Consider the following 12,470-nt stretch of genomic DNA (forward strand, 5'->3'; position numbering starts at 1 on the left):
CTGCTTCGGGGGGCGACGACGCCGCGGGGCCGGTTGGGCGTGCGTCGTTGCCTCTGCGCCGGGCGGTGCCCTCTCTTAGAGTCGATCCATGGAATCCTCGCCGTTACATTTCAAAGAGTGGGACGCCCCCACCGGAGTTAAGGCCTCTGCGTTGTTCGACGCGGGGCTCACCTCTGGAATCTATGTCCTCGTGTTTGCCAATGGCGAGGAGTACGTGGGCAAGACGGTGAATTTCCCTCGCCGCTTCATGGACCATCGCCGACGGTGGTCGGACATCGTGTCCGTGAGGTTCGCGCCGGTTATTGCAGAGGATCTCGACCGGATGGAACGCGCCGTCGTGTCCGCGCGAGAAGCTGACGGGGTCCTCCTACGCAACCTCTTTCTCCTCTCACAGCCGCTCGGGAGTTCACGTCTGGACGTGCTGATCGACAAGCAGGCCCAGGCGGAGTGGCTGACAGCGGATGAGGACTACACGGGACTGCGCGTCGACCCGCAAAGAATTGCCCTTGCGCGCCGCAGGTTGCGTTCGCGGAACAAGCTGGACCAGCTCATGTGTCACTCTCAGGGTGATGCCGTGGTGGCTACCGTGGCGGCTTATATCAGCGCGGTCATCCCGTCGCCGGATGTGGGAGAGGGAACGTCCTGGACCATGACGGCCATGCCACACACCTCGAAGGGCCCACGGAATCGACGGTTGGCCACCCTCAGCATCCACAGCGTGGAAGTGCTGTTCCTGGGGGAGTGGAGGGGCGATGCCGGTGAGTGGGTGCCCTACACGGTTCTCAACATAGGGCCCCACGGGGATCTGCCGGCCGAGATCACCGCACTCGTCACCACCCACGGGCGTTACCGCTCAGCGGGCACGGTGAGGTCGGTTGAACTGGAGGGTTTCCATGCCGTCCCCGAGTTGCTGCGGATCCCCGGTGTCCTGCGTGCTGCACGATCACTGGCGCTGGGCCAACTGCGGAAAGGGCGGGGTGCATTTTCACGGTTCCATAACGATGCTTTCGCCGATACAGTGTTCGCATCTATGAGCGAGGGTAAAGACGGCTAATCACCGAGCCTGTTGTGGTAATTAAAAGTTCGGAAGGCTGGGCGTGTGCTGCCTTTCGGTTGCGGCGGATGTGCGGAGATCGCTGTTCGAAGAAATCCTCGTCTACGGCTAAGACGTCGAAGGTCTGCCTCACCTGTACACCCACCCGGTACTTCAGCATCAAGGCCACCAGGCGCGCGCCGTCAATAAGAATAGGCCGAGAAGGGACTGCTGCGGCGTACTCCTTTGCGCCCGCAGTGAATTTGCTCGTGGTGATAAAGATACCTTTGGTCGCGCCCTTACCATGAAGTGCTCCTACGAAGGCTTGAATTGCCTCCCGGCCTACGGTGTTCCTCTCTGCGTAGCGCTTGGCTTGGATGTAGATCTGATCGAGACCCAAAGGGTCCTGGTCAATGACCCCGTCTACACCTCCGTCTCCAGATCCGCCAATGCGACGCCCCCGCTTGTCCACCCCGCCGTACCCCATTTTCAAAAGCACCTGAACGACCGCCTCCTCAAAGAAATCGGGGTGGGTGCCGCGCAGGCGTTCCAAGAGATCTTCTGCTGTCTTGGCTGTGAGCTGGTCAATCCCTTCATCAATTTTTTTAAGGGGGTCCAGCTCTGCCGCCTCGGGCACTGTCGTGGTGTCCGGATGCTTCGAAACCTCAGGGCTCCAGAACGGCTTGAAGTATTGGTTGGCCTCTCTGAATGTCATGCCCCTCGGATGTTCTTCGGACCATGCCTGTCCCGCATCATTAAGCCGGTAGTACCCCCGCGCGGGGCGATCTACCAGGTTGGCGCGAGATAAATGACTCAATACCCACTGCATGCGCTGTTCGTAACGAAGACCACCCGTGTTCAACTGTTCGTTCTTGGCAACGTCACTCAATCCGGCGACCTCGGCGGCGCGATCAAATATGTCTTTGCGGTGCAGGTTCTCCCCGGATGCCATGACCGATAAAACGGGCCTCAGGAGCTCCGGCCACGTGGGAACTTCAGTGGGTCGAGCATCAGGGGATGTCCTGTGAAACCGCCTTGAGGTACGAGAGGTTTCATGCCGCCAATTGCGATATGCACAGTGTAGAGATGATTGCGCCAGTACCCGATCCCCACACGTGAAGAGGACCGCGGCGCAATACTCCCATGGGGTATATAGTCGATGGTATGAACACGCCCGCCACCACCCACTCCACCGACCATCCCGACCCCCACGCGGGTCACGACATGCACGACCACACCACCTCCCGCCACGCAGGCCACGACATGTCCAACATGGCCGCCAGCGCCACCCTCCACTGCCTCACCGGCTGTTCCATCGGCGAGATCCTCGGCCTGATCCTGGCCACCGTGTTCGGGTGGGGCAACGTCACCAGCACCGCCGTGGCCATCGCCCTGGCTTTCGTGTTCGGCTATGCCCTGTCCTCCCTGCCCCTGCTGCGCGCCGGGATCAGCGTGGGTCGGGCCCTGCGTCTCGTGCTCGCCGCGGACACCGTCTCCATCCTCACCATGGAGGTCGTGGACAACCTCGTCATGTGGCTGGTCCCCGGCGCCATGGACGCCGGCCTGCTCGACGCCCTCTTCTGGGGTTCCATGGCCGTGTCCCTCGTGATCGCGTACTTCGCGGCATACCCGGTGAACAAGGCGCTGCTGCGCCGCGGCAAGGGCCACGCCATCACCCACCACGCCTCCGGCGGCGGACCCATGGACAACCGCCCCCTGGCGTACGGCATCAGCGCGTTCATGCTGGGCGGCTTCGTCGCCTCCCTCGGCACCCTGCTGTAGGGCACCTGCTGTAGGGAACCAGTGCAGCGGGGTTCCGCTGCCACCGCGCACTCCCACCAGAAACCCGCCCGTACCGGGGTCCAGCAACCCGGCCGGGCCCGCAGAAAGGATCCTTTCCCATGCGTCGACTTCCCCTCACCCTCGCCGGTCTCGCCATCCTGGTGACCGCCACCGCATGCTCCGCCGGTTCCGATTCCGCGGACCACTCCGCCCACGAGGGCCACGAGACCAGCGCGACCTCCAGCGCGACGAGCCAGGCGGCGTCGTCGTCCGCCAGTGGCTCGCCCAGTGCGAGCCAGGGCGGGCACGAGCACGGGCAGGAGCACATGCACGCCATGGACGGCGGCCCCGCCCCGGAGGGCATCGCCGTCGCGGAGAAGCCCACCCACCCCGTGGGCACACAGGTCACGCTGACCACCGACCACATGGAGGGCATGGAGGGCGCCCCGGCGACCGTGGTGGGCGCCTACAAGACCGTGGCCTACGCCGTGAACTACACCCCCACGGACGGCGGGCCCGAGGTCACCAACCACAGGTGGGTGGTCCAGGAGGAGCTCCAGGACGCAGGTTCCGAGCGCCTCGCGGACGGCACCGAGGTCACCATCGAGGCGGACCACATGCCCGGCATGAAGGGCGCCACGGGCACCGTTGCCTCCTCCACCACCCAGACCGTCTACATGGTGGACTACAAGGCGGACGGCATGACCATGACCAACCACAAGTGGGTCGTGGAGAAGGAGATGAAGCCCCGCGGCTGATTCCACCGCGCGAAGTGTCACCTCCCACCAACCTGCATGTATTCGAATACTCTTGGCCTCATCTCCTCCGCTGCCGCGGACCCGGAGCGTGTCCATCCCCCCAGACACACGGAGCGCCCTCGTGAGCCCTGAGCACCAGTCCATCCTCGTTGCGGACGACGACCCCGACATCCGCGACCTCGTGGTCTTCAAACTGCAGCAGGCGGGCTACGAGGTCCGGGCGGTGGAGGACGGCACCGCTGCGCTGAGCGCACTGGAGGACGGCATCCCGGACGTCGTGGTGCTGGACGTCATGATGCCCGGGCTCAGCGGCCTGGACGTGCTGCGGCAGATCCGCGCCACGGACCGGCTGAGCGGCGTCAAGGTGGTCCTGCTGACCGCCCGCGCCCGTGACACGGACGTGGACGACGGGTACAACACCGGCGCCGACGACTACGTGACCAAGCCCTTCAGCCCCCGCGAGCTGCTGCACCGGGTCAACACGCTGCTCGGCCGGGGCCGGTGAGCCACGGGTGGCAGCACAGACCGTGGTCTCCGCGCCGTTGCTGTCCTGGGTGCTGTGGGTCCTGGTGTGGGCCGCGATCCTGCTGATCGCCACCGTTCTCGGCTCGCGTGCGGGGCGCCTGTGGCGCGAGCACCGGGACGCGCAGCTGCTCGGCGAACTGCGCCCGGCCATGCTCGAGGTCGCATCCGGTGAGGACGACGACGCCTCCGCCCTGCACCGGCTGACCGCCGTTCCCGCCCACCGGGTGCCGGTGGTGGACCGCGCCGTCTCGGCCATGCTCTCCAAGGTTCGGGGAGAGCCCGCCCGCGCCCTGGCGCGCGTGCTCGAAGCCCACGGGCGCGCGCAGTGGGCCATCAGGGGCCTCTCCTCGCACAGCGCGGTGCACCGCGCCCACGCGGCATGGACGCTGGGTCTCATGCGCGCCCGCGAGACCGCGCCCCGCCTGGTCCCCCTGCTCCAGGACCGCTCCGCGGACGTGGTGGTCGCCGCGGCCCGCGCACTGGCCCTGCTCGGGGACGGCAGCGCCGCCCGCGCCGTCCTGCGCGCGGTGGCCCCACGACGTCGCCCGCGCGGCCTCCCGAGCTGGGTGGCCGTGGAGTCCCTGTGCGCCTTCGACGACTCCGCGGCGCCGGTGATCGAGGCCGCCACCCTGCACCCGAACTCGGCGGTGCGCCACGTGGCGGCCACTGTGATCGGAGCGCGCCCCCTGCTGGGCGCGGCCCCCGTGGTGCGGGAACGCCTGGCGGAGGAGACGGACCCGCGGACCCTCGCGGCGTTCGTGGAGGCGCTGGGCCGGGTGGGCGGCCCGCGCGATCTGCCCGTCCTCTCGCGGTTCGCCCGGCACCGGGACGAGACCGTGGCGCTCGCCGCCGTGGAGTCCCTGGAGCGGCTCGGACTGGCCTCCTCCGTGGCCGCACTGGCCCCGCTGGTGGCGGACCCCCGTCCCCGCCTGGCCGAGCGCGCCGCCGTGGCCCTCACGGAACTGGGCCCCGCGGGCCGGGACCGGCTGCGCGACGTCGTGGCCGCCGAGGGGTCTGCCGCGCTGCCGGCGAACTACGCCCTGCAGCTCACCGCCATGAGGAGCGCCGGTCATGGAGTGGATTGACGCCCTGCGCAGTGCCGTGGCGGCGGTCCTGGCGTTCATCGCGGTGCCGGTGCTGATCTACTTCCTGCTGATCAACACGTCCTACCTGGTGATGATCGTCCTGGCGGCGGTGGACTTCGTGGCCCAGCGCCGCCGGATCCCGTTCGCGGGGCGGGAGGAGCTGATGCACTCCCGCACCATGCCCGGCATCAGCGTGGTGGCCCCCATGCACAACGAGGAGGTGGGAATCCGGGTGGCCGTGGAGTCCTTCCTGTCGCTGCAGCACCCGCGCCACGAGGTGATCGTGGTGGACGACGGCAGCACCGACAACGGCTTCGAGGTGCTGCGCCGGGCCTTCGACCTGGTGCCCGTGTCCCGGCAGATGCCCCAGGACGTTCCGGTGCGTGAGACACCCACCAGCATCCACGTCCCACGGGACGGGCGGACCCGGCTGACCGTGGTGCGCAAGCGCAACTCGGGCCGCTCCGACTCCATCAACGTGGGCGTCAACCTGGCCCGCGAGGACCTGGTGCTGTTCGTGGACTCGGACTCCATCCTGGACCCCGGGGCGCTGCTGGCGGTGTCCCGGCCCTTCATCGAGGACCCGATCTCCACCGTGGCGGCCGGGGGAGTGATCCGCGCCGTCAACGGGTGCCGCGTGAAGGGCGGCCGCGTCCTGGAGGTGCGCATGCCGGGCACGCCGCTCGCGGACATCCAGGTCATGGAGTACCTCCGGGCCTTCCACCTGGGCCGCGCCGGGTGGTCCCGCATCAACGCCCTGCTGCTGATCAGCGGGGCGTTCGGGGTCTTCCGCCGGGACGCGCTGGTCTCGGTGGGCGGCCTGGACGCCAGCAGCATCGGCGAGGACTTTGAACTGGTCATGCGCCTGCACCGCACGTTCCGCAAGCAGCGCCGGCCCTACCGCGTCACCTTCCTCACGGAGCCCATCTGCTGGACGGAGGTCCCCAGCACCCTGCCCGTGCTGCGGCGGCAGCGGGCGCGCTGGCACCGGGGCCTGTGGGAGACCCTGTGGGCCTACCGGGACATGCTGGGCAACCCCCGCTACGGCCGGCTGGGTCTCGTGGCGGTTCCGTACTACTGGCTCTTCGAACTCGTCGCACCCCTGCTGGAGCTGGCCGGTCTGGTGCTGATCGCCCTCGGGTTCGCCCTGGGGCTGGTGGCCGTGGAGTACTTCGTGCTCTTCATGCTGGTGGCCTACGCCTACGCGATCATCGTGACCCTCGCGGCCGTGACGATCGAGGAGCTGAGCTACCACAAGTACCCCCGCTGGCGGGACCTGGGCATCACGCTGGGAGCGGTGGTCCTGGAGAACCTGGGCTACCGCCAGCTCACGGCGTGGTGGCGCATGGAGGGCTGGGTGGCCTCGCTGCGGAACCGCCGGCAGGTGTGGGGCACCATGACCCGTTCGGGCTTCACGGAGGTGGACGGATGAGCGCCCGCTTCCCGGCCCTGACGCGCGCGCTCGACCGCGTCCGCCACCGCGGGGTGCGCGCCATCCTCCTGCAGGTGCTCGCCCTGCTGTGCCTCGTGCTGCTCTTCACCGGCGCCACCGCGCTGTGGGGACTGCACACGGTGCAGCTGAACGTGGCCACCACGCGCACCACCATCACCCCCCTGGTGGATGCCACGCACCAGGTGGAGGCCACGCTGCTGCGCGCCCAGACGGCCGCGCGCGGCTACGCGGTCAGCGGGGACCGGACCTTCGCGCGGGAGTACGCGGAGGCCACGGCGGATCTCACCGCGGCCCGGGACGTCCTGGGTGAGGTGGCGGCCGGGCGGCTGCCGCAGCTGCGGTCCTTGAACGAGTCCGTGGACACGTGGCTCGGCCTCACCCGGGAACCGGGGAGGGACACCCCGCGGAGATCTCTGGACCTGCCCACTACGACATCCGCCATGGACCGGGCCCTCGGCACACTGGAGGACGTCCGGGCGGACGCCTCCCGCCTGCGGGAGCAGCGCAGAGCGGATCTGAACCGGTCCATGACCCTGGCCGCGGCCGCCGTGGTGACTGCCGCGATGCTGTCGATCGCGGTGGCGTTCCTCGCCCTGGGCCGCGCGGACCGCGCCCTCGGGGCGCCGCTGCTCGCGCTGCAGTGCACGGTGGCGAGGCAGCGCGCGGGCGATCACGACGCCGTCGCGGAAACCTCCCACGGCGCTCTTGAAGTGGTGGGCCTCGCCGCGTCCTTCAACGCCTTCACCCGCGAGGCCCGGGACGTGGTGGAGCAGCGGGAGCGCACCCTGGAGCAGCTCACGGAGCTCAACCGCCAGAAATCCGTGTTCGTCTCCACCACCAACCACGAGCTGCGAACCCCGCTCACGTCCATCAGCGGCTATGTGGAGATGCTCCAGGACGGGGACTTCGGCAGTGTCGGCCCGGAACAGGCCCGCGTGCTGGAAGTGGTGCGGCGCAACACGGAACGGCTGCGGCTGCTGATCGAGGACCTGCTGCTGATCAACAAGCTGGACCAGGACCAGGAGAACCGCTCGGCGCGCCACCGTGTGATGGACCTCGCAGAGTGCGTGTCCGGGGTGGTCACCAATCTCGTTCCCCAGGCCGCGGCGGGCGAAGTGACCGTCCACGTGGACACGGACGCTTCGTGGCCCGTGTTCGGGGACCGGGACCGTCTGGAGCGGGCCGTCACCAACGTGGTGGGTAACGCCATCAAGTTCACCCCGCCCCACGGTGCCGTCTCGCTGACGCTGAAAGGCACGCCCGATGGCACGGGAGTCCGCCTGACGTGCACGGATACCGGGATGGGTATTCCCGAGAAAGAGGTGGGGTCCCTCTTCACGAGCTTCACCCGGGCCTCCAACGCCACGGCCCAGCAGGTGCCCGGGACGGGACTGGGGCTCGTGATCATGCGCACCATCGTGGAGCAGCACGGGGGGTCCGTGGCCCTGGAGTCGGTGGAGGGGGAAGGCACCACCGTCACGCTGGATCTCCCCCTGGCGACCCAGCAGGACGAACCGGTGCAGCGGGTCGTGGACGCCGACGCTCCGTGCTATTCTCCTGAATGAGAATTGTTCGCAAAAAGAGGGCTCCGTGAAGGTTCGCACCTCGCTCCGCTCCCTCAAGCAGATCCCGGCTCGCAGGTGGTCCGCCGTCGGGGCAAGACCGATGTGATCAGCAGGAAGAATCGGCGCATGAAGGCTCGTCAGGGCTGAGCCGCGCGCGGGGCGCCCCCGGGAGCCGGTCCGTGCGGCGTCGGCGATCACCGTGGGGTGCGTAAATTACTCCTGGGTTGCCCCATGTGACGAGCAACCGGGGGTAGCGTCCGCTGGGCGCGAATCCTTGCTGTGGCAAACGTTCGTGCATGCCACCATGGCGACATGGCTACTACCGATTCCACCAGCACACAGATCCAGCTCGTCTCCCGCCCGGAGGGGTGGCCCGAGCACGAGAACTTCCGCACCGTCACCGTGGACCTGCCGGAGCTGCAGGACGGAGAGGTGCGCGTGCGCAACGAGTTCATGTCCGTGGACCCGTACATGCGCGGGCGCATGCGGGACGAGAAGAGCTACGTCCCGCCGTTCGCCCTGAACGAGACCATGACCGGCGGTGCCATCGGCCGCGTGGTCGAGTCCCGCTCCGAGGATCTCCCCGAGGGCACCCCCGTGCTGCACCAGTACGGCTGGCGCGACCTCGCCCAGGGATCTGCCAAGGAGTTCACCAAGGTCGAGGAGCTGCCCAACGCCGAGCTGTCCGTGTACCTGGGCGTGCTGGGCATGACAGGGATGACTGCGTATACCGGGCTCACCCGCATCGCCGGGCTGAAGGAGGGGGACCGCGTGTTCGTTTCCGGTGCCGCTGGCGCCGTGGGCTCCACCGCGGGTCAGATCGCCAAGCTGCTGGGCGCCTCCTACGTGATCGGTTCCGCCGGCTCGGACGAGAAGGCCCGGATGCTCACCGAGAAGTACGGCTTCGACAAGGTGCTCAACTACAAGGACGCCCCCATCCGTGAGCAGCTGGCCGATGCTGTGGGTGAGGACGGCGTGGACGTGTACTACGACAACGTGGGCGGCGACCACCTGGAGGCGGCTCTGGACGTGCTCAACCGTCACGGCCGTGTGGCCGTGTGCGGCGCGATCAGCCAGTACAACTCCACCGAGCGCCCCTGCGGCCCGGACAACATGGGCAACATCATCAAGAACTCCCTCATGCTGGAGGGCTTCACCATGGGTGACCACACTGACGTCGCCCAGGAGTACCGCCAGCGGATGGGTGAGTGGTTCACCTCCGGCAAGGTCACCCACGATGAGACCGTGGTGGAGGGCATCGACCACGCCGTGGACGCGTTCCTGGACATGATGAAGGGCGCGAACAAGGGCAAGATGGTCGTCAAGATCTGAGTGACGTCCTCGCTGCGTGGCTGCGCGGCGCTGTGACCGTCGTCGAGGAACCGCTCCGCTGCTCTGCGTGGCGGTTCCTCTCCGTATCATGGCCGCGTCCGAGCTGCTCGCCCGGCGCCCCCACGAGAGGAAACCGTGCCCCGACACCCTCTGCCGCAGCGCGTGAGACCCGTGCAGATGCTGCGCGCGCTGCATGCTGAACCAGGGCTCGCGGCGCTGCTCGGGGACTGGGCGCACGGGGACGCGGTGATCGGCATCCGGCCTGCGCGCGTGCTCGGTGCGGACGAGGACCCGTTCGCCGCTCTGGGCTCCGCAGACGACGATCCTCCCACCGTGGCGCGCGCCGCCCCGCCCAGCGCGGGCGGGAGCCGGCACGATCTCTGCGCTCTGGACCGCCCCTGCGCCGAGCCACCCGCCGCCGATCCCGCCCGCTTCGGCGGCGGGTGGCTCGGTTACCTGGGGTACCAGCTCTCGCGTCGTCTGGAGTCGCTCCCGCCCGCACCTCCGCACTCGGGCGGTCTGCCGGAGCACCACCTGGCGCGCTACGACCACGTCCTGGTGCACGACAGCGCTGCGGACCGCTGGTTCTGTGAGTCCCTGCCCGGTGCGGACCCTGCCCGGGTGGCCGCGACGATCGCGGCGGTGGAGCGGGTGCTCGGGGCCGGCCCGGCGTCATCGTCCGGGGCGGCCGCGCCGCGCTCGTACCGGTGCGGGCCCTTCGAGGCCGCCGTGACCGGCGCGGCCCACGCCGAGGCCGTGCGGGGCGCGCTGGCGCACATCCGGGACGGGGACATCTTCCAGGCGAACATCTGCCGAGAGCTCACGGCGGCATTCGACGGTGACCCACTGGACCTGTTCTGCGCCGGGTACGAGCGGCTGCGGCCGCGTTTCGCCGGGTTCTTGCGCGTGCCGGGCGGCGCGGTGGCCAGCCTGTCCCCGGAGCTGTACCTGCGCCGGACGGGCACCGCCGTGCTCACGTCCCCGATCAAGGGCACCGCCCCCGCGGACACCGATCCCCGCGAGCTGCACGCCTCCGCCAAGAACCGCGCGGAGAACGTGATGATCGTGGACCTCATGCGCAACGACCTCTCCCGCGCGTGCGTCCCCGGCTCCGTGCTCAGCCCCGCCGTGCCGCGCGTGGAGCCGCACACGGGTGTGCACCACCTGGTCGCGGACGTCCACGGCACCCTGCGTCCCGGGTTCGACGACGCCGCCCTGCTGCGGTCCACGTTCCCGCCCGGTTCCTGCACCGGCGCACCCAAGATCCGTGCCACCGAGATCATCAACGAGCTGGAGACCACCGCGCGGGGCGTCTACACCGGCGGGATCGGGTACGTGAGTCCCGCGGCGGGGCTGGCCATGAACGTGGCCATCCGCACGTTCGAGTTCTCGGGGTCCACGGTGCGCCTGGGCGTGGGCGGCGGGATCGTGGCGGACTCGGACCCGGACGGCGAGGCGTTCGAGACCCTCGTGAAGGCCGCCCCGCTGCTGGACGCGGTCGGTGCCCGCTTCGGGGCCGAGCTGGCCCGTGAGTGGCGGGAGCACACGGGAAAGGCCCGTGAGGCGCCCCCAGCACCCGTGATCACCGGACGTCCCGACGTCTCCCGCGGGATCTTCACCACCATGCTCGTCCGTTCGGGCCGCCCGGAGCAGCTGGAGCGCCACCTGGCGCGGCTCCGGGAGAGCGCGCGGGTGTGCTGGGGGCGGGAGCTCCCGGACGCGCTGGGGGAGCAGATCGTCCGGCGGGCCGCCGCGCTGGACGGGCCCCGCCGGCTGCGGGTCACCGCCGTTCCGGACGCGGCGCAGCTGCGGATCGAGTGCACGCACGCGCTGTTGAACCCTCCCGGCGCCGCCCCGCCGGATGACCCGTGGCTGCTTGTGCCCCTCGTGGTGCCCGGCGGGTGGGGAGGCCACAAGTGGGCGGACCGGCGCGCGCTGGACGGTGCCCCCGGCCCGTGGTCGCCCGTGTGCGACCCCCTGCTGGTGGACCGGGACGGCTCCGTCCTGGAGACCGGCCGCGCCAGCGTCTTCGCAGTGTTCGACGGCGCCGTGGTCACCCCTCCCGCGGACGGCCGGATCCTGCCGGGCACCATGCGGGAACGGGTGCTGGGTGTGCTGCGGGCGGCCGGGTACGAGGTCCGGGAGCGTTCGTTCACCCTCGGGCAGTGCTGGGACGCCACCGAGGTGTTCGTGACCAACGCGCTGCGGGGCGCACGCCCGGTGGGGGAGATCCGGGACGTGGGCCGCTGGGCCACCGGGCCCGTGACGCGCCACGTGCAGCGCTTGCTCGCGGACCCAGTGCGGTCGGCCGGGTGACACCCGGGCGGCATCACCCGGCCTCGTTGACACGCGGCGGTGAGTTGGGGATGCTCGGGGGCACGGCGCCGTCGCCCGGGCAGTGCTGCCGGGACGGTGCACCACAGGAACACGAAGGAGCGCAGCCATGGGCAGTGATCAGCAGAACGAGGACGTCGAGTCGGTCAGCCAAGTGGACTCGGACGAGCAGCGCCAGAAGGCCGCAGAGCAGGCGGACTCCAAGGAGCAGCAGGAGTTCTTCGAGGAGCAGGCCGGCACGGAGGAGCAGTCCCAGGGCTACGGCCACTGAGCGTTCCGCAGGGGTGTCCCACGGCCACCCGCACAGCAGAACCGCCCCGCATCACACGATGCGGGGCGGTTCTGTCATCCGTGGGAACGGAGAGGTTACTTCTTCTTGTTCTCGAGGGACTGCTCGTACTGCGACAGAGCGAGGCCCACGGTCATGAACGTGGGAGACCAGTGACCGACGAAAATGCCCCAACGGTCCGACTGCGCCTTGGAGTGGTCCCCGCGCAGACGCGAGAGGCCCCAGGAGGCGAAGGTCAGTGCAATGGATCCCATGCCGGCGGCGTAGGCGTACTCGGAACGGATTCCGGCGTCGTGCAGGGTCTTCATGATCAT

Annotated in this window: 12 protein-coding genes and 1 pseudogene; 11 read left to right on the forward strand and 2 right to left on the reverse strand. The window is 69.2% G+C overall.

Annotated elements, in window-relative coordinates:
* The first annotated feature begins 88 nt into the window (after nt 1-88).
* Nucleotides 89-1,054: a GIY-YIG nuclease family protein gene (locus tag C1C97_RS08195; protein WP_147406064.1), complete on the forward strand. Its 966-nt coding sequence runs from the start codon at nt 89-91 to the stop codon at nt 1,052-1,054.
* Here C1C97_RS08195 and C1C97_RS08200 read toward each other — a convergent pair.
* Nucleotides 1,029-2,006, reverse strand: a complete 978-nt coding sequence (locus tag C1C97_RS08200) for a restriction endonuclease (protein WP_267897596.1) — start codon at nt 2,004-2,006, stop codon at nt 1,029-1,031. The two genes, C1C97_RS08195 and C1C97_RS08200, sit on opposite strands and share 26 nt — an antisense overlap.
* A gap of 191 nt (nt 2,007-2,197) precedes the next feature.
* Between C1C97_RS08200 and C1C97_RS08205 the strand changes: the two genes are divergently transcribed.
* The 10 genes and pseudogenes from C1C97_RS08205 to C1C97_RS12425 all read left to right on the forward strand — a co-directional run bounded on the left by C1C97_RS08205 (nt 2,198) and on the right by C1C97_RS12425 (nt 12,138).
* Nucleotides 2,198-2,815: a DUF4396 domain-containing protein gene (locus C1C97_RS08205; protein ID WP_233542831.1), complete on the forward strand. Its 618-nt coding sequence runs from the start codon at nt 2,198-2,200 to the stop codon at nt 2,813-2,815.
* A 119-nt stretch (nt 2,816-2,934) separates the two neighbouring features.
* On the forward strand, nt 2,935-3,573 hold the full coding sequence (locus C1C97_RS08210; RefSeq protein WP_121031127.1) for a YdhK family protein: 639 nt from the start codon (nt 2,935-2,937) through the stop codon (nt 3,571-3,573).
* A 121-nt stretch (nt 3,574-3,694) separates the two neighbouring features.
* Nucleotides 3,695-4,078: a response regulator transcription factor gene (locus C1C97_RS08215; protein WP_121031129.1), complete on the forward strand. Its 384-nt coding sequence runs from the start codon at nt 3,695-3,697 to the stop codon at nt 4,076-4,078.
* Between the two features lie 7 nt (nt 4,079-4,085).
* Nucleotides 4,086-5,183, forward strand: a complete 1,098-nt coding sequence (locus C1C97_RS08220; protein WP_121031131.1) for a HEAT repeat domain-containing protein — start codon at nt 4,086-4,088, stop codon at nt 5,181-5,183.
* Nucleotides 5,170-6,615, forward strand: coding sequence for a glycosyltransferase family 2 protein (locus C1C97_RS08225; RefSeq protein WP_121031133.1), 1,446 nt, complete (start codon nt 5,170-5,172; stop codon nt 6,613-6,615). Before C1C97_RS08220 ends, C1C97_RS08225 begins: the two co-directional genes overlap by 14 nt.
* The gene (locus tag C1C97_RS08230) at nt 6,612-8,201 is read left to right on the forward strand and encodes a sensor histidine kinase (protein WP_121031135.1); all 1,590 of its coding nucleotides are present in this window, start codon (nt 6,612-6,614) and stop codon (nt 8,199-8,201) included. The genes C1C97_RS08225 and C1C97_RS08230 overlap by 4 nt, the downstream gene beginning before the upstream one ends.
* A 25-nt stretch (nt 8,202-8,226) precedes the next feature.
* Nucleotides 8,227-8,348: pseudogene (locus tag C1C97_RS08235) on the forward strand (50S ribosomal protein L36).
* 165 nt (nt 8,349-8,513) lie between these two features.
* A complete protein-coding gene (locus C1C97_RS08240) occupies nt 8,514-9,533 on the forward strand; it encodes an NADP-dependent oxidoreductase (RefSeq protein WP_085106902.1) in 1,020 nt (339 codons plus the stop codon).
* 135 nt (nt 9,534-9,668) lie between these two features.
* Entirely contained in the window at nt 9,669-11,849 is a 2,181-nt protein-coding gene (locus C1C97_RS08245) for a bifunctional anthranilate synthase component I family protein/aminotransferase class IV (protein WP_233542832.1), read from the forward strand.
* Between the two features lie 127 nt (nt 11,850-11,976).
* Nucleotides 11,977-12,138, forward strand: coding sequence for a hypothetical protein (locus C1C97_RS12425; protein WP_199712216.1), 162 nt, complete (start codon nt 11,977-11,979; stop codon nt 12,136-12,138).
* Between the two features lie 95 nt (nt 12,139-12,233).
* Here the strand turns inward: C1C97_RS12425 and C1C97_RS08250 are convergent, their stop codons facing one another.
* On the reverse strand, nt 12,234-12,470 hold the full coding sequence (locus C1C97_RS08250; RefSeq protein WP_110919653.1) for a hypothetical protein: 237 nt from the start codon (nt 12,468-12,470) through the stop codon (nt 12,234-12,236).

Source organism: Kocuria tytonis (genome assembly GCF_003226895.2).
In the GTDB taxonomy this organism is placed as follows: domain Bacteria; phylum Actinomycetota; class Actinomycetes; order Actinomycetales; family Micrococcaceae; genus Kocuria; species Kocuria tytonis.

Coding starts and splice junctions, on each gene's coding strand:
- C1C97_RS08195 (WP_147406064.1), top strand. CDS start 89: ATGGAATCCTCGCCGTTACATTTCAAAGAGTGGGACGCCCCCACCGGA.
- C1C97_RS08205 (WP_233542831.1), top strand. CDS start 2,198: ATGAACACGCCCGCCACCACCCACTCCACCGACCATCCCGACCCCCAC.
- C1C97_RS08210 (WP_121031127.1), top strand. CDS start 2,935: ATGCGTCGACTTCCCCTCACCCTCGCCGGTCTCGCCATCCTGGTGACC.
- C1C97_RS08225 (WP_121031133.1), top strand. CDS start 5,170: ATGGAGTGGATTGACGCCCTGCGCAGTGCCGTGGCGGCGGTCCTGGCG.
- C1C97_RS08230 (WP_121031135.1), top strand. CDS start 6,612: ATGAGCGCCCGCTTCCCGGCCCTGACGCGCGCGCTCGACCGCGTCCGC.
- C1C97_RS08240 (WP_085106902.1), top strand. CDS start 8,514: ATGGCTACTACCGATTCCACCAGCACACAGATCCAGCTCGTCTCCCGC.
- C1C97_RS12425 (WP_199712216.1), top strand. CDS start 11,977: ATGGGCAGTGATCAGCAGAACGAGGACGTCGAGTCGGTCAGCCAAGTG.
- C1C97_RS08250 (WP_110919653.1), bottom strand. CDS start 12,470: ATGATCATGAAGACCCTGCACGACGCCGGAATCCGTTCCGAGTACGCC.